The sequence below is a fragment of the Parabacteroides sp. merdae-related_45_40 genome (assembly GCF_001915675.1).
Genome location: NZ_MNQY01000029.1, coordinates 85,209 through 104,205, shown reverse-complemented (window position 1 = coordinate 104,205; position 18,997 = coordinate 85,209). Strand labels below are relative to the sequence as shown.

Sequence of the window (18,997 nt, the reverse complement as noted above, 5' to 3'; positions counted from 1 at the left end):
AATAATTATATTATTTTATTGATATGAATTGTTTGTTCAACTAATATCTTGATATGTTCATGGTTCGTATTTTCATAAAAAGGTATTCTTGTATAAAATTGATAAATCTTTCGAGTCTTTTGTATACTATCTATTACAGAATCTAAATCTTCCTTATTGTACAAGATTTTAAGTTTTAATCCATTGTAACAAGTAGCCTTTTTAACAATTGAATTGACTGAAAATTCAGCATCTTTATAATCGTAGCCATCTATAAAAATAAAGTTGTCATCATGTAAACTTTTTAAAATATTTTTCAATCTATTCTCAGGTAAACCATATAGATATACATAAGGGCAGAATGGACTTGGATTTTTTGCTTCTATTTTTGAATATTTATTTCCAATTTGGATTAGTAAAGATTTTATTTCTGTATCAGAAATTATCGAGTCGCACTCTATAACAAAAAAACGTTCAAAAGGAGATAAATTTAAAGGAGAAAAATATTCTCTTTTAATCATTAAGCAATATTCTTTGATGCTTTTTTTTATCAAGAACCACTGGTTGAAAAATATATCCTTACTATTGATTTTATCAATAAATTCACGTTTTGTTATTCTTCTTTGAGAAATATCCGGATTTATCGATAATTCTTTTACTATTCTTAATGAATTATTGTAATAAAAGTATTCTGCTTCAAAATCATTACAGCTAAAGAGTCTTTTTAGTTCATTAAAAATATCAGTCTCTTGCTGTTCAAACTCTCTTGCTGCAATATCTATCTCCAAATTTGATAAAAATGATATTATTTGTTTATCTTCTATCGAAAGACCTTTAAATGCTTTTAGACTTATAAAGTTACTTTTAAAAAATTCTATATTAATAGGTAATATAAGTTTATCTTGACCTGATTTGTAATACCCATAAATCTTATATTTTATACCATTATTAGCTTTTGATAGATAATGATCTAACATATATCGCAATGGTTGAGCTATAACAGAATGATTATATTCTGTTCCTGCATAATATTTGCATTGAATAGCAGTACTTTCATCAACTGTTTTTAAATCAACATCCTCGATGCCTTCAATACAAATGGAATCAGTTTCATTATTGCATTTTAGTAACTGAAGGATAAAATAGTCAAATTGATAATAATATCCTTTGATTGTTGCTATTGCTGAACGTTCTTTTGCCATATTTAAAAGGTTAATTTCGGTAATCCATTCACTATCTCCATCATCTCTATACTTAATAAAATAACGCTGAGGAGCAAATCCAATATATAGCGGGGATTGTCATGTTCCGTTGCCCAGTCATTAGGATTATTAGTGATGCCGCTATCTTTGTGAGTGATGACGGCATAACGCTCCATAATCCATTCGATAGCACTTTTGCCATTTACTATGTATTCATAAGCTGTGGCTGGTATATTTTCAATCGTTATCTGGCTGTTGTATATAATTTTGCTTTTATCCGTTTTGGAGGGAAAGCGCATCTTTTCAACTTGATAATTGATTGTCTCCATCTCGCCTGATTGCATTACTTTTTCTATTTCGCTCTGCGGAATGGTATTATAGGTCACAATGACTCCGGTTGCCGAAGGACGATTCTCATAGTTCAAATGCAATTCCGCTAAGTTTCTTCCTGCTTTGCTAAAACTCCAAAAATCAAGGGCTTCATCCACTAATGGAATACGGGGCAACATCTTTTTAAGGTCGGCGGCAAAGGCGGTGCGATATTCCGTGCTGTGCAGAATGCCGTAAACATAGTAAAAAATATCTTCTTTACTCACATGTGGACCGTAGGCTTTGCGACAACGTTCTGAAATGAAATCGGAGATGGCATCACGACGAATATAATTATTCTGAATGGTGTCCTCGGCATCATCAAACAAAGTTTTACTCTCAATTTTACGTTCCTCATAGTGATACATTGGGAAACATTGAACTCCAGCCTCAAGAAAATTCAAGTCAACAATCGTTTCAGACATTAAGAAACTGTTTAAAAATGAATTAAAACAATTACTATATAATTATATATCATATTGAATATCAGTTAATTAACCGATATATTATTTAAAACCTAGTGGTTACTAAAACATTAAGTTATGGAACAATATTCAACCAACCTCACTGATAAACAGTGGCAATTTATAGAAAAAATAGTGAATACGCAAAAAAGAAGACGAAAATATTCTGTGGTCAAATTATTATATATCAGCTATCGATATTTAATTTTCCAATTCTTTATTTCTCTTTTTCCACAGCTGATAACTGTTAAAAATATTTTGCCACAGTACATAGCTTCCCGGGCCAACAGAAGACAAGGGGTTCAAATAGGTGTAAGACATCCAGATAGCTAACACGGTATTTTTTTGTCCCAAGGCTTGTCCGGCGCTAATACGGTCATTGTATTTCTTGCCGATGCGCTTTCCCCAATAAAACTGCGCGATACAGGTTATCAAGCCGCCTAAAGCGATCAGGATTTCTACATAAATCTCCGCCTCGCTATTGACCAAGGATTTCACGGTCTGCCCGGTCACGATAGCTAGAGCGACGGCCCAGAGGTAAAAGGCCATGTCTCGAAGCCCCGCAAGGAAGCGATGGATAGGTGGTATGAATCTACGCAAGAACAAAGCGAGGAAAAACGGGAATAACAGCAATGGAAAGACTTTTCCCAAGATCTTCAAGAATGCGGCGAAGAAAGTAATCTCGGCATGCGGTTCCACTAATGGGAAGACCAGCGGCACGACAATCGCTGCCAATAGATTCGATAATAAGGTATAAGTAGTCAGACTAGAGGCGCTTCCCCCTAATTTACCCGTAATCACGGCGGCCGCCGTAGCGGTTGGGCAAATCAGGCAGACCATCGCTCCCTCGAACACATCCCGGTATTCCTCTCTCATTGGCAGCCAGAGCAATAAGGCGGCAAGCACCAAACTGGAAACCGCTTGGATAAGCAATAGCCAACCATGCCAAGGGCTGGGCATCAATTCCCGGACAGAGATCTTACAGAAGGTTAAGAGCAACTGCGCAAAAATCAAAAAGGGCGTCAGATACGCTATTAAAGTGTACATGAACGGCTTTGTAGGCTCCAGAAAAGTAACATTGGCGAAAACAAAATACCCTATCGCACCCGCTAACATGGAGATAGGGAGTGTCCATGTCTTGAAGAATTTCAACATAACGCCTATTCTTTTAATTCGGGATGCAAAATAACATCTTTCCACCGAAAGAGGCAAGAGAAACGGGGATTAATTAGGGATAAAGAGAGACGGGGCATGCCCCGTCTCTACATTAGATATTCTTACAGCTTACTTTTAATGTCCTTATCCCGTAACGAGGGATAGAGAGACGCATTGAACTGGCGCCTTTCTTCTCGGTGACGGTTAAGTCCTCAACCAGACGGTTATCCAATTCCACCAAGCTCGCTTTCACGTCTTGTCCTTGGAAGGTTATCGTTTTAGGGGAGGCATCGCTTTGGGCATTGAATAGGCGGATGTAAAGGTCATTACCTTTATAGACCATGGAGACCAACTCGTAGGCATTATTCTCTATCCGGAAAAGGGAACCGGATGTCAAGGTAGCATCGCCGTCCAAGGTTGCGACCAAAGGCTCATTGCGTCGTTCGCTTTGTGTCCAAATACGGCTTTTCTCCCAAGTTCCGGCATGAGGGATCAAGGCATACGAGATCTCGGTCGGACGGTCTATGATATAATCCCGGCCCCACAAGCCTTTACCGGCGTATTGTACGTTCAAGGCCAATGGGAAATCCTTACCATGCGCATAGCTGGTCGTATGATCCGTGAATAATGACAGACCGCAAGAGTTATCCTTGCTCGCTACATCCACCCAATTCAAGATGATATTATGCTTGATGCTATCCCAACGATTGAAAAAGGTATTCTCCAACCGGCTCTCGCAAACATCGAACGGAGCATCCTTATAAATCTGTTGGTTGGCGATCTGGATAGGCAGATATACCAGAAGTTTGTAACGGTCGTCATAGAATGACTTACGAGGATTATCCGCACGGAATTCGATACCCGGCTCACCAATACGAGGGCTTCCTATCCAATCCAGCTTAACACTCATATCGATGCGAGGCTCTCCCTGCGTTAACCGGATCGTTTGGGTAAATGAATACTTTCCAATCTTGCCTTTCACAGCTACCTTCACGAATAAGGGCCCTTGCTCCAACACGCTCACCTCAGCCGGTTGATCCATACTGGAAAGGAAACCACCCTCATCGATAAAATATCCCCGAAGCTCATTGAACCCACGTTCATTCCGGTTATCCACGAATTCCTTGCCTCGTACGGCTTTCGCTTTCAAGCTTTCTATTACACCTCCTTTAGAGGGGTTTAGCACCAAGGTGTATAAATCACTTTCCATGCGAAACGTACCGTCTTTCTGTCTCTCAGCCTTCAAGGTTCCGGACTGTTTATCCTCTGCCTTCCGGATCGCATAAGAGGCATAACCGGCAGAGGGGACTTGCGCACGAAACAAGAGTTTTGAAACGCCGTCTTCCGTCAGCCATTGAGCCGGCTGTTTCTTCCCTCGCTTATCAAGAACCACCCAATCTGAGTTTCTCCATGAGGCGGGAACTTCCACCGCCACCAATTCATTCCGGTCGGTAGCCAAGGTATTATATACGTACACCGTGGATTCACCTTCCTTTTCTTTCAATAAGGACAAGGCGTTATCAATTATCTGACGGCTGTTTTGAATGGTCACCCCAGTCCAATCCGTAACCGTCTCCGCCCATGTCTTTTTCCCTTGTAGTTGATTGTAAGGAACGATCCAGCAATCATGATGCTGCGACAATAAAAGCGTGCGCCATCCCTCATCGATACGTTCGGTCGGCCATTCCATGCCTTTGTATAAGCGAGCGTAAGCCGCCATTTTCTCCGCACGCACGATAGCGTTCTCGGCTACCCGTACCTCTCCGGCCAAACGCTGCATGACCTGCGTTCCCCACATCAAGCCACCTAGGACATCCTCTTGCGAGAAATGCCAATCATCCTGAGTAGTCCCGACGGAACAGTCTTGGATGTAATTCCGCCAAGTCTTATAGGCGGTCGGCGTATAATAGCCCGTCGTATCCTGTCCCAGCCAAGGGCCTTTATCCCAACCATGGCTCCATGAGGCATCTTGGATACACATGCCGACCGGGTGCTGGATACCGGCATCCAAGCATTTATGGATGTAGTCCTCCGTATTGAACCACGAGATGGATTGCCAGCAAGAGCCGGGTTGTAAATCCTCGCAGGCGTAACGGGGGACGGTGGTAAGTCTCGTACCATCCGGCCCTACCCAATTCACCAACTCACCTCCGTAGGCGCTTACGTAGCCACCCCACATCGTATTCGGGTTCTTAGTAGAGGCATACGAGAAGCCGAATGACTTCAATATATAGGGCAGGCAACTGGTAAAGCAAGGCTCCTCCGCCGAATAGGTGGTGAATACCGCCTCGGGGAAATGTTTCCGGATCAGCCGTATTCCATATTCGAATTGGCGGATAGCGCTCTCGCCGGATGTCCCGAAGAAATAACTTTGGGCATAGGTCGGGTTTACGTACTCGATCCGCCCGCTCTCCACGGATTGATCCTTAAATAAGCGCTTGAAAGCCTCGTAACCTTCGGGGTCTCGTTGCCGTACGACTTCCCATGATTCAGGCTCGATCTCGATATTGATATTCCAGTTGGGATTCTGCCTTAATTTCTGGGCGATAAAGGCGGTCTGCCCCACCGGGTAATGCCCGTAGATACCGCCATGATAGCCATCGATGAAATAGGCTTGTTGGGCATCTGCCCAACCGGCCAACAAGAATTGGCTTAATACGAATATCGCTAGTTTCTTTTTCATATAATATGTACTATTAATTCACATTTAGAATACTTCCAGTCGGTGGGAGACGGGGCACGCCCCGTCTCTACAAGTCTGTAAATTTCTTGATCTCTATTCGCAAGGGGATTGGTTTATTTTGCTCATAGATCCGGTTAACCAGATCCTGTTGCTCATTCACGCAATCCTCACGAATCCCCTTGTGCATGTATTGTAGCCAAAGGTCGCCGTTCCATTGCAAGAAGATGTCGTGGGGACGGTATTTGCGCAAGGTGTCCACGGCAGCCTCGTTGCAGGCCCAAAGCATGCCCGTCTTCCGCATCAAGTTATATTCCACCCAATAAAATTCACGCATCTTACGCTCTTTCAACCAGCGTTCCTCGTTCATCTGGCGGATCTTCATCGCTTGTTTATACTGCGGGGTATTCTGAAGAAGAGTCATATTGATGCCTCGCTCCAACTCCCTCGCCGTAAAACGACCGATAAACTCCCCACCGATCGTCAACCCGTAATATCCATCCGACAAACCGCTCACGGACAATCCCTCATAATTCATCTCATCCATAAAAGGGATAACACTCAAGGCATCTGCCTGCGTATGTTTCTCATTATCATAATAAGAGGTATCGATAGGATACGGAAGCGATTTCGCCTCGTACGTAAAAGTAAGGTTATCCGAGGAAACAGACAAATCCGAGACACGGCAATTATCCGAGCGAGTCACCTTTTTCCCCGCTCCGTCTATCCGGATATCGGCTACCGGCTTACCGGCCAGACCTTGCGCCTTCAAGAAGAGATAAGCCATGACCAGATGCCCGTCCGTAGAGGGATGTATACGATCCTTCCCGCATAAGGTATACATGGAATCCTCCGCTTGCTCCCATTGGTTGATCGCTACCATCGGGCGGTTAAAATCCACGAATCCCCATTGATTCTCCCGGGCCCGGGCATTCAGGAAATCCACGATCTCCAAGATCGGCGTATTCTTCCCCGGGAAAGCGACCTTATTGAAACGAGAAGTCTCGTCATAAGGAGAGCTTCCGATCAAGATTTTCCTCACCTCCGGATACTTCTTATAGACCTCCTCGATAAAGGCATAATCCCGGCAAGCTTTCTCTACCCGGTTCCGGGCGATCGTATCCGCCCCCGGCTTCCGAAAATCCATATAGCCGACATCGTTCATGCCAAAAGATAGCGTCACCACCGTAGGCTCATGTTCGAAAACCTTATCCAACCGCTGGTAAATCATCTCGGCTACATCCCCACCTACTCCCTCGTTAAAGATATCGATGCGTTGATCCGGGAAACGGGTCATATAGTATAGCCAGATATATGAATGATAATGACCACCGCAAGTAATGCTGTTTCCCACGAAAGCGATCCGATCTCCTTTCTGAAACGGAGCTATCGACTGAGCATATACTCCAGCAAGGCTTGATAAAAACAAACAGACAAACAAAACATATCTTTTCATCTCTATTTCTCTCTTCTCTAATTTTTTGTGATGAATAATATATACCGTGTTAAAAAATATTACTATCAATAGTAATCGTATTTATCATGGATAATAATCCGGATTACTACGGATAGTAATATCCTCCCACACACCTCTAGTCTAGAGAATCGCTCGCTTACTTTTAGCGAACGACATCCTCACCGAGCAGAGGGTTCAGTTCTTTCTCACGCAAAGGTACCGGGAAAACCAAATCCGATTCTTTAAACGGATACGTATGATTAACCGCCTGATAGCCGAATAAATCAACCATTTGCTTCGATACCGGATCAAACGCACGGTGAGTACGCAACATATCATACCATCCTGTAAACTCATAACAGAGTTCCCACGCACGCTCTTTCAATACTTGATCAACCGTGATTGAAGTCGGTCTCGCCTCATTGGGCAACGCACGGTGACGAACTTGGAAATAAGCATCCACAGCTATAGCGTCGGAAGTAGATCCACCATCCAAGGTAGCTTTTGCCTCCGCACACATTAATAGAACGTCCGCATAACGGTAAACCGGAATATTCGCCCCGCTCTTTCCTGTAGATTCGGCATTCTCATCCCAATATTTGCATAAATAAGGAACATCCAAAGTAATCGTTGTCTCCGGATCACCATATTTGGGTTTAGAAGTATAGAAAAACTCCTCATTCCGTTTACGAATATCTTGGTCATCATAACTTTCATAAAACTCTTTACGAGGAGCCAAACCACCCCCATAAGCCGGAGTAATGGAAATCGGTTGTTCCGGATAAGGCAAAAGGCCAAAATGGAAAGGAGCCCCGGCATCTTGCGCCTCACGCTGGATCATAAAAATATGCTCACCACTATTTTCGTTCTCTGACGCACGCAAATCCTTATAATCAGCGAACAAGCTAAAGGCTCCACTATCAATAACCTCCTTGGCTTTCTCGTAAGCCAATTGATAATACTCATTTCCTTTTTGAAGCGGATAACCTGCCATTGTCAAATAAACCTTAGCTAAAAGGGTCTTGATCGCTCCCATAGAGACATGGCCTGTTTTATCACTCCAATCCAGCCCGGACTGCTCCGCCTTTTTCAAGTCTTCCACGATCTGGTTATAAATATCCTCCTTAGGAGACCTTGGGATCTTCACCGTATTCAGGTCTACCGTAGGTTCCGTCTTCAACGGGATATCCCCGAATAATTGTACCCCTTGGAAATAGTAATATGCCCGCAAGAAATAAGCCTCTCCCAGATACTTCGCTTTCTGGCTCTCGCTAATAATATCCGTAGCGGAAACATTTTGAATCACGCTATTACAGTTTTCCAAAGGAAAGAAAGTAGCCTTCCAGAAGTTACGAATAATGCCGTTACTCTCTTCCAAACCGGAAAGCAATAAGAACTGGTTCTGCTCATTACCGGCCGCACGAGGACGATAACTAGTACCTACAAGGTATTCCAAGTTAAAAAGGTGAACTGTAGCAATCTCGAGGTCGGAACTCAACAGATCATCAAGCCCGTCATAAGTGCCATCCACAGCCGCCTTTATCTGGTTCTCTGTCGTATAATATTCAGAAGGACTCAAGAAGGTTTTCGGGTCTTCCTCTAAAAAATTCGTACAGGATGTAAAAGCCATTGTCGCAGAAAGCAAGCCACACATCCATACATGCGCTTTATTTTTCATATCTTAGTTTTTTACGAAGTAAAGATTAAATAATTAGAAATTAACACCTAAAGTAAATGAGTACGTACGAGGTTTGGGATAGGTATAAAAATCCACTCCCTGCTCAAATACGGCATCATAACTCGTTACCTCCGGATCACTACCAGAATAGTTCGTAATCAAGAACGCATTCTCCACATTGAATCCCAAGGATAAACTCTTGATGTGAGCGGCAGAAAGCATACGGGAACTAAAGTCATATTTCAAGCCGATATTACGTAAACGCAAGAACGAACCCGGCTCACAACTCCAAGAATCTACGTCATTCTCATATCCATCTCCCGGAAGGCGCAAGCTAGGCACCATCGTGTTTTGGTTTTCCGGCGTCCAAGCGTTCACCGGAATGTCCGCATAAGCATTGGAGAATGTCACACGGTTACCCATCAACTGGCGAGTGAAGTTAATCAACTTATTACCATATACCCATTGCAAATCAAACATAAACGTGAAGCCTTTCCACGAGAATGTATTTGTCATATTCATCTCGAATTTAGGAGCGCCATTTCCGATATAGTCTTGGTCTTCGCCATCCTTCATTCCATTACCATTCTTGTCCCAATACTTGATATCGCCGGGTTTCTTATTATACTTAGCGGCTTCTTCCGCCTCATCAGTACCCCATGTACCTAGGCGAACATAGCCGTAAAGAGCATTTAAAGGATGTCCCTCTTCAATGCGTCCTCCCCACTTACCGATAATATTATCATTTATATCCAGTACCATCGAGCGGTTCATCGTATAATTCCAAGAGGTAGTCCATAAGAAATCACGGCTTTGGATATTGCGTGTATTCAAGCTCATCTCAAGACCTTGATTACGGATCTTACCCAAATTTGTCATAGTCTTCTCATATCCCGAGTTAGAAGGCAATTGTAGCTCATACAATAAATCAGTCGTAATCTTATGATAATAATCCGCCATAAACTCGATACGCCCATTAAAGAAACTCAAATCGATACCCGCGTCAAGTTGTCTGGATTTCTCCCAGCGTAAATCCGGATTTGCCATACTTTTCAACGTAACGATCGTCGTCATATCCTTGCCAAAAGGAAGGCGTTTATTCTCATAACGTGCCATAGACGCATAATCACCGATTTCTGCGTTACCCACCGTACCGTAGCTCAAACGGACTTTCATATCATCAATCACCTTTTTTGCGTTCTCGAAGAAATTCTCATTGGATACACGCCAAGCGGCCGAGAATGAAGGAAAGAAACCATATTGGTTATTCAAGCCAAAACGAGAAGAACCATCCTCACGGAAAGAAGCGCCCAATAAGTAACGATTGTCAAAATTATAGTTGATACGGGCATAGTAAGAATTCATCTTATTATCCGTATAGTCTGAGCCAACCTTAGAACGTACGGTACCGACTCCCATATTATTGTACTCAAAATAATCATCGAAGAAATTCTCGGCCCCTAGCTCGCTTTTCTCTGTTTTTGAGTAATACCAACTGGCTCCCGCTACGACATTCAAGTTATGCTTATTCCAGCTTTTATCAAAAGTCAAGTAGTCCTCATTCGTCCACGACATCGTATTCTTATGCGTTTTCTCCGCCTTACCTTTTTGAGTATCTCCATAGCCGAATAAGGTACTCGGGTTATAAGATGAATTGATATAAGAACCATCTTGACGGCTGAAGCTAGTCGTTAACTTTAGCCAAGAGGTAATTTTAAACGTACCGATCACATTAGCCAACGTGTACTGATTCTTATCGATATTCTTACGCTCCTTTAAAATCCTCACGGGGTTCTCCGTATCTTCCGCACCGGGATAATCCCCCTTACGGGAATAGGTACCATCCTCATATTGGATAGGAAGGAACGGCAATGCTTCCAATGTATACCGAGAGATCGCATTCTCCGAGTTTCGGGCATTACTAGATCCTACATTCAACATGGCCTGTAAATGGAACCATTCTTTCAAATCCCATCCTACATTGATAAACGCATTCAACTGACGTTTATAAGTCTCCAACATAATACCCTGATTATCTTTATAACTTACATTCGCCACAGCGGTCAGCTTATCGCTTCCTCCGGAGAAACTAAGTGAATGCTGATGAGAAAAAGCCGTACGGGTTACGGCATCCTGCCAGTCCGTATCATATTTCGGAGTCCCGTCCGGATTGAACAGGTCATTCTTATGCGTAAACATATTGCTCGGATCCAGATGGGGAGCGATACGTCCCGGTTGAGCCTCATAAGCACGCTTGAATACATCCAAAGCCTCTTCCGCATTTAAGACATCGACTTTACGAGCTAACGTTCCGGCAGACAAAACGGTATTATACGAGATATTCGTTGTATTTTTCTTACCTTCCTTCGTTGTTATCACCACAACACCATTCGCACCTCTCGCACCATAAATAGAAGAGGAAGTAGCGTCTTTCAAGATATCGATAGACTGAACTATATTCGGATCAATCTGGTCCGGATCCACGCCAACCACACCATCGACCACATATAGCGGTGTATTGGAAGAATTCAAAGAACCGATACCACGGATTTTTATCGCAGGGCTACCACCCGGCGCACCAGAATTCAAAGCGATATTAACACCCGCTACCTTTCCGGCCAATCCTTGGAATACGTTCGTGGCATTCGGACGCTCCAATAACTTCTCCGAGTCTACGGAACCCACTGAAGTTGACAAGTTTCGTTTCAACATCGTACCATATCCAACGACGACGACCTCTTCAAGCGCTTTATAATCCTCGGCCAACTTCACGTTAAACAGTGTACGATTCCCTACCTCGATCTCTTGCTCCGCATAGCCGATATAGGAAAATGACAGGATATCGTTATTAGCCGCATCCAAGCTAAACTTTCCATCCAGATCCGTAACGGTACCGACCGTCGTACCCTTAATCACAACATTGGCCCCAATAACCGGTATGCCATCCGGATCCGTAACGGTACCGGAGATCTTTTTCTTTTGTTGCTGTACGGCGTCTTTCTTCAAGATCGTGATGTGCTTACCTGATATGCGGTAGGTCAAGTTCGTGTTTTTCAACAACTCATTCAACACGTCGGTGACTTGGCGATTCTTCACCTGTATATCCACCTGCTTACTATTATCGATATCCTCGCTCTTATAGAAAAACATGAACTCGGTCTGTTTCTCAATCTCCGAGACGACATCATAGAACGTCCCGTTCTTTACTTCTACCGTAACTTGAGCTTTTTGCGCATAGGTATCCGCCGAGACATGCAATATACCCAGTATTAAAAAAAGCAATGTGATCTTCATGATTGATTTAAATTTTTTAGGTAATAGATCATCACTATTCCAAACTTTTTCCATAAATTTGTAAATGTTTTTTTATTAAGGACTTACCTCGATCGCACGGTTTCAGCGGACTGGCGAGAAAGGTGATTCATAAATTAAGAACGAATAAGGATCGGGGGTGAGTGGTGTCAGTCCCGATTCTTTTTTTGTGATCAAGTATTTGTCATAGGCAATTCCAATGTTTAAGGTTATACATCTATTATTTTGTTATTTGCTTCTCGCCGATATCAGAATATCTTTTCCGTCTTTCATGAAAGTGAATTGTTTCTCCGAGTTAATAATATCCAACACCTCTTGTATACCTTGATCCAAAGAGAAGGTTCCCGTGTAGCGGATGTTCCGCAGACTGTCATGCGCCAAGCGGATATTTACCCCATAGTAATTCTCCAGACGTTTTACGATAGAGACTAAGGTCTCATCCTTGAAACGATATTTCCCTCCTACCCAAGCGTTCGAGATCGAGGCATCTGTCTCTGACAAGAAAATAGAGCCGGTCCGGTTATCCGACCGGGCTTGTTGATTCGGCTTTAGCTTCATGCTACTCATTTTCCGTCCTTGAGCGTCAAAAGATTCCAACAGGATACTACCACTTAATAAGGTGGTGACGCTAAAGCGATCATCGTTGAAAGCCTGTATATTGAATGAGGTTCCGAGTACCGTGATTTGTTGGTTCTTTAGTTTTACGATGAAAGGTTTCGAATGATTCTTCGCAACCTCGAAATAGGCCTCACCCTCCAGATGAACCACACGCTCATCTCCATTAAAAGAGGTGGGGTATTTAAAACGGGTGGAGGCATTGAGTATGATCTTACTGCCGTCGGATAGCAATAGCGTGTTCGCACGTCCGCCTTTTTCCACTACGATCTCGTTATATTCCATATCGCCGGCATATAAACGATTGCTTATCCATTGATTCATACCCACACCTACTCCCATAGCGATTACGATAATCGCCGCATATCTCAAGAATGAAAGCCAGAACTGTTTGCCAAGGACCTTGGATTTCACAGATACGCCAGAGATCGCATCCAGCTTTCCAGCCATTCGCTCCCAACTACGCTCCACGGAATAATGGTTCAAGAACGCCACTTCTTTCCGAGTGTCAAAAAGCCCCTTAAGCTCAAAGAAGTGGGCTTTATTAGCGTCACTCTCATGAATCCAAGCATCCAACACCCGAAGTTCATCCTCTTGAATCTCGTTCTGCAAATAGCGTATGATCAGTTCTTCTATCGAATTATTAGATTCCATTTTCTGTTTCATTTATAATATATACGACCGGTTTCCTCTTTTTACTTACGTATTCTACCGTATTTTCATCTAAAAAATAAAACCAGTGCCAGAAGCGCCAACACATTCCGTATGATCTTCAATCCTTTATAGAGTTGCGCCTCTACCGTACGTTGAGAGATATTTAGCATTCCTGCGATCTCCACTGATTTCTTCCCGTCCACATAAGCCAACGTAAAAACCTCTCGGCATCTGTCCGGTAACTTGGCTATTTCCCGGTAAACGGAGTCCAGACGCTCTTTCTCCAGCTCCGCCGCATCCGACTGATTATAATAACCTATCTCCTCTATCTTTAGTCTACGAGCAACCTCATCCGCATAAGTCATTTCTATTGATTTATGCTTTAGGTAATCGAGGCAAGCATTTTGAACGGAACGGAATAGGTATGTCTTCAAGCCTTCTTCCACGGAATAAATCTCTTTCTTTTGCCAGATCTTGATGAATATATCATGCACTAAATCTTCCGCCGTATCGCTATCCACATATTTCGAGGCATAAAAGATCAGTCTGGGGGCATTCTCCAGATATAATAATTTAAATTTATCTAACTCATGGTTCTTAATAATATAGTCTTTCATGCTCAATGTGGACATTTCTTGTATTATATTAGACAATTCAAGGCTTCTCCTTTATCTATATACGATCATAGAAACAGATCTACTTACGCCCACACGAAAAAAATAACACAAAAACAAAAAGCCCTATCCGAACTTAATCAGATAGGGCTTTCAGATTATTCTATCGCTAGATATTATCTCAACGGGATATATTGTACAAACGCCTCGATCGCCTCATAAGAAGCCAAACCTAATTGACGATACAACTCCGCGGTAGCACGGTTGCGATCTTCGGCACGCTGCCAGAACAAACGCTCGTCGTCACCCAGATACGGAGCGCTCTCGGCCTGCGATTGATGCTTCAAGATAGCGTTACGTTTGAAGCGCAACTCCTCCGGACTGATAGGTACGGCCATCTCGATATGGTCCATTTCCCATTCTGCCCATGCGCCGCGATACATCCATACACGGCAGTTCTTCATCCATTCCTCGTCTTTCACCTCGTCGATAGCGGCCAGTACGGCATCCAGACAAACCTTGTGAGTTCCGTGCGGGTCAGCCAAGTCACCGGCGACAAACATTTGATCCGGCTTGATCTCGAGCAACAGCGCCTTTACGATATCCTTGTCGGCCTCACTCAAATCATTCTTTTTCACTAATCCGGTCTCGTAGAACGGAAGATCCAAGAAATGAACATGATCGTCCTTCACGCCCGAGTAGCGGCAACCGTGACGGGCTTCCTCACGACGGATCGTTCCTTTCATAAAGAGGACATCCTTTCTCTCCGGCTCGCCGTTCTCCACCTTCTCGTAACGCAGGTAGTTGATGATCTCGTTCGCTTTATCCTTCACGGCCGAGTCGGGAGAGTATTTCTCACATACATCACGCAAATACTCGCAATAACGGATTACCTCCTCGTCGCCTACGGCAATATTACCGGAAGTCTCGTAAGCCACATGCACATCATGATGTTGGTCGCACAAACGGCGCAAGGTACCGCCCATGGAGATCACGTCATCATCCGGGTGCGGACTGAATACGATCACTTTCTTTGGATACGGGTTAGCACGCTCCGGACGATTGGAATCGTCGGCGTTCGGTTTACCACCCGGCCATCCGGTAATCGTATGCTGGATATCATTGAATATCTTGATATTTACATTATACGCCGAACCATACAGGGCTAACAACTCACCCAATCCGTGCTCGCTATAATCCTTGTTTGTCAATTTCAAGATCGGTTTGTCCGTCAACTGACACAACCAAACGATCGCACGGCGGATCAACTTATTATCCCACTCGCAGCTAGTCACCAACCAAGGATGACTGATACGAGTCAAGTCGTAAGCGGCTGAAAGATCGATCACGACCTTGGCGTTCGGATGATTCTGCAAATAGCTGGAAGGAACGGCATCGCTAACCTTGCCTTCAACGGTCTTAGCGACAATGCTAGCCTTATCCTCGCCCCAAGCCATCAAGATCACGCTGCGGGCGTTCATCATCGTAGAGATACCCATCGTGATGATACCTGCCGGGACATTCTCCTGCGAAGGGAACGTACGGGCAGCCTCCTTGCGGGAAGCGCCTTCCAACAAGACCATACGGGTACGCGAGCTGATCGTCGTTCCACCCACGTTGAACATGATATTGCTGGAGTTACCGATACCTAGCAACATGCAATCGATACCTCCCACGGATTGGATCGTCTCCTCATACTGGCGACAGAAATCTAGGATAGCGTCTTTCGGCATGCTTCCGTCCGGGCAATAGATATTCGCAGGATCGATATCGACCTGATCGAATAACTCCTCTTTTAGGCGAGCCAGATTTCCGGCGCTGGGATTAGCCAATGGATAGAACTCATATTCCACGAAAGCAATCACGTTGCGGAAACTTAAATTCTCCTCTTTATGCATACGGATCAACTCCTTGTAAACGCTTAGCGGAGAACGTCCGCCGGGTAAAGCGATCACGAAGGGCTTACCAATATCTTGTTTTTTACGGATTTGTGTTGCTATCTCTTTAGCGATAGCGAAAGAACCTTCCTCGGCCGATTCGTAAATGTTTGTCGGAATCTTTTCCAAACGAGTTAAAACTGAATGCTCGAAAGCATTTTCCGGGCGATAATACCGCAACGGTATACGCGTCAGAGTAATTTGAGAACTAAGGTTCGTTTTCATGTTTAATTATTGATTTAGTATTACAATCTTACTTGAATCACAAATATATGAAATAAGTACTGATTTCGCCATACGTTGATAGAACAAATTTATTAGCCGAAAGGTTTGATCTATATCGCCTAAAAATAAAAAAGAACCGTCCCGGCCAGCCAAGACAGTCCCTTCCTTATATTATTAACGAGCTTAGACCAATGTATTTGTCTCCGGAACTAAGTTTCCCATGCTCCATACCGCACGCACATTCAACTTACGATCCAAGATCACGATATCCGCGTCCTTCCCTCTTTGCAAGGTTCCGGTGCGATCGCTTACCCCCATCAGGCGGGCCGGAGTCTCGGAAGCCATACGGACAGCGTCGGCCAAAGGAATATCGGCCTTCTGCACCATCGTACGTACCAGTACGTCCATCGTGGCGATACTTCCCACCAATGAGGAATGATCCGCCAACTTGCATACGCCATCCTCAATGATAATGCGGGGATCGGATAACGGCTTACCCTCGTTGGCTGCGCAAGAAAGAGCATCCGTAACCAAGCAAGTACGTTCCACTCCTTTCAGCTTATAGACCAATCGGAGAATCGTAGAGGGTAAATGACGCCCGTCAGCGATCACCTCTACCGTCATATCGTCCATCAAGAAAACACTTTCCACCGTTCCCTCGTACTTATATTCACGACGCTTATGGAAACCGGGCATAGCGTTATAGAAATGAGCCGCATGCGTGAAACCGGCATTGTAAGCGGTCTTAATATCATCAAACTCCGCTTCCGTATGCGAGATAGCGGATAGGATTCCCCTCGACTTCAAGTATTGGGCGAACTCAAGCGCACCCGGTATCTCCGGGCTGGAATCCCAACGCTTGATGCAATCCGTACGTTCCAATATCTCTTTATATTCTTTCGGGTCGGCGGAATTCTCCTTATCGATAAACAGGCTCGCCGCCATCTTCGGATTCAGATACGGTCCCTCGATATGCAATCCCAAGATAGGGCCGTCTTTTTTCCTCATCATCTCCTCGCATACGGCCACCGCCTTATCGATCACCCCAATTTCCGGAGCCAACACGGTAGGGAATATCGTCGTGGCCCCATGCTTCTGATGGGCAGCTACCGCACCATGAAAAGCCTCTTCCGTACATTCAGAGAAGTCGAAGCCCCCACCGCCATGGATATTCATGGCGACAAAGCCCGGGACGATAGACATGCCTTTCGCATCCACCACCTTGGCGCCAATCACAGCCAAGTCGCTATTTGTTACCTCTAAGATCTTCCCATCGCTAATCAATACGGAACCATCCTTCATCCAACCTTGCGGAGTAAGGATATGGCCATTTATAATTTGTGTCAACATAATCGTTCTTGTTTAGAATAGTTTATTCGTACCTTCAACCAACTTACCCATCGCCCAGACCGCACGGACATTCAAGTCACGGTCCAACAAGACGATATCGGCGTCTTTGCCCCGCTGCAAGGTTCCCTTGCGATCGGATACGCCCATGATACGGGCGGGAGTCTCCGAGGCCATACGCACGGCATCCTCCAAGGGAATCTCGGCCTTTTGCACCATCGTACGGATCAAGCGGTCCATCGTGGCGACACTACCCGCCAAGGCCGAGCGGTCGGCCAACTTACACACGCCATCCTCGATGATGACACGGGGATCGAAAGCGACTTGGCTATCACTGGCGGCGCAAGCCAAGGCATCCGTGATCAGACAAGTGCGTTCCACACCTTTTATCTTATAGACCAGACGAAGGATCGTAGGCGGCACATGGATACCATCCGCAACGACCTCGACGGTCATATCATCGAGCAGATAGATGCTTTCCACCGTTCCCTCATACTTATACTCGCGGCGTTTATGGAAGCCCGGCATGGCGTTATAGAAATGGGTGGCGTGGGTATAACCTACCTCATAAGCGGTCAAGATATCCTCAAACTCGGCTTGGGTATGCCCTACCGAGGCGAGTACGCCTTTCGAGGTGATATATTTACCGAACTGCATCGCTCCCGGAAGTTCCGGAGCGGCGTCCCAGCGCTTGATGCAATGCGTTTCCTCCAACAGAGGGATATATTCCTCGGGATCGGGATTCTTGATATTCTCAGGGATTTGTCCACCAGCCATTTTCATATTGAAATAATGTCCTTCTAAGTGAAGCCCCAGAACCGGGCTATCTTTCTCGGCCATCAATTTCTCGGTGGTCTCGGCGGCGGCACGGATCATCGGGATGGTAGAAGAGGATAAGGTGGGGAAGATACTCGTCGTACCGTGTTTCATGTGCGTGGCTACTGCCGCACGGAAAGCGTCCTCGGTGCCTTCCATAAAATCACGGCCTCCACCTCCATGCACGTGAATTTCCACCCCCCCGGGGACGATATACATACCTTTGGCGTCTATCAAGGTTGCCCCTACTACCGCTAAGTCGCAGTTTGTTACTTCTAAAATCTTACTGTCGCTGATCAATACCGACCCGTCTTTCAGCCAGCCTTGCGGGGTAAGAATCTTTCCATTAATGATCTGAGTTAACATGATATGAGTTTTAAGCTTTCGCGTTTCTTTGGATAGCAAAGTTAAGGACTTTCTTTTTAAAACGAGTAAGCTATTAAAGGTTATTTTCAAGGAATAATCAAAATGACACTTTGTAATCCGAACCTCCG

General features: G+C 44.6%; 12 protein-coding genes. All 12 read right to left on the bottom strand.

Annotation, left to right across the window (positions count from 1 at the left end; genetic code table 11):
• Window positions 1–5: 5 nt before the first annotated feature.
• Window positions 6–1,181, bottom strand: a complete 1,176-nt coding sequence (locus tag BHV83_RS00975; protein ID WP_005861760.1) for a DUF4297 family anti-phage-associated protein — start codon at window positions 1,179–1,181, stop codon at window positions 6–8.
• Window positions 1,182–1,183: 2 nt separating this feature from the next.
• Window positions 1,184–1,975 (bottom strand): type ISP restriction/modification enzyme, encoded by a 792-nt coding sequence (locus tag BHV83_RS00970; protein ID WP_005861759.1) that lies wholly within the window; start codon window positions 1,973–1,975, stop codon window positions 1,184–1,186.
• Between the two features lie 240 nt (window positions 1,976–2,215).
• On the bottom strand, window positions 2,216–3,169 hold the full coding sequence (locus BHV83_RS00965) for a transporter (protein WP_005861757.1): 954 nt from the start codon (window positions 3,167–3,169) through the stop codon (window positions 2,216–2,218).
• 112 nt (window positions 3,170–3,281) lie between these two features.
• Window positions 3,282–5,852, bottom strand: coding sequence for a glycoside hydrolase family 38 C-terminal domain-containing protein (locus BHV83_RS00960; RefSeq protein WP_005861756.1), 2,571 nt, complete (start codon window positions 5,850–5,852; stop codon window positions 3,282–3,284).
• A 67-nt stretch (window positions 5,853–5,919) separates the two neighbouring features.
• Entirely contained in the window at window positions 5,920–7,305 is a 1,386-nt protein-coding gene (locus tag BHV83_RS00955; protein ID WP_229033112.1) for an SGNH/GDSL hydrolase family protein, read from the bottom strand.
• A 163-nt stretch (window positions 7,306–7,468) separates the two neighbouring features.
• Entirely contained in the window at window positions 7,469–8,983 is a 1,515-nt protein-coding gene (locus tag BHV83_RS00950) for a RagB/SusD family nutrient uptake outer membrane protein (protein WP_009018572.1), read from the bottom strand.
• Window positions 8,984–9,016: 33 nt separating this feature from the next.
• Window positions 9,017–12,277, bottom strand: a complete 3,261-nt coding sequence (locus tag BHV83_RS00945; RefSeq protein WP_195284197.1) for a TonB-dependent receptor — start codon at window positions 12,275–12,277, stop codon at window positions 9,017–9,019.
• 246 nt (window positions 12,278–12,523) lie between these two features.
• Window positions 12,524–13,564 carry a FecR family protein gene (locus tag BHV83_RS00940; protein ID WP_005865901.1) on the bottom strand — a complete coding sequence of 347 codons (1,041 nt, stop codon included), beginning with the start codon at window positions 13,562–13,564 and terminating at the stop codon, window positions 12,524–12,526.
• 65 nt (window positions 13,565–13,629) lie between these two features.
• Window positions 13,630–14,196 carry an RNA polymerase sigma-70 factor gene (locus BHV83_RS00935; protein WP_008778039.1) on the bottom strand — a complete coding sequence of 189 codons (567 nt, stop codon included), beginning with the start codon at window positions 14,194–14,196 and terminating at the stop codon, window positions 13,630–13,632.
• 158 nt (window positions 14,197–14,354) lie between these two features.
• Window positions 14,355–16,340: a glucosamine-6-phosphate deaminase gene (locus BHV83_RS00930; RefSeq protein ID WP_005865897.1), complete on the bottom strand. Its 1,986-nt coding sequence runs from the start codon at window positions 16,338–16,340 to the stop codon at window positions 14,355–14,357.
• Between the two features lie 183 nt (window positions 16,341–16,523).
• Window positions 16,524–17,690, bottom strand: coding sequence for an N-acetylglucosamine-6-phosphate deacetylase (gene nagA / locus BHV83_RS00925; protein ID WP_057319954.1), 1,167 nt, complete (start codon window positions 17,688–17,690; stop codon window positions 16,524–16,526).
• Window positions 17,691–17,702: 12 nt separating this feature from the next.
• Window positions 17,703–18,869: an N-acetylglucosamine-6-phosphate deacetylase gene (gene nagA, locus BHV83_RS00920; protein WP_036617327.1), complete on the bottom strand. Its 1,167-nt coding sequence runs from the start codon at window positions 18,867–18,869 to the stop codon at window positions 17,703–17,705.
• Window positions 18,870–18,997 lie beyond the last annotated feature (128 nt).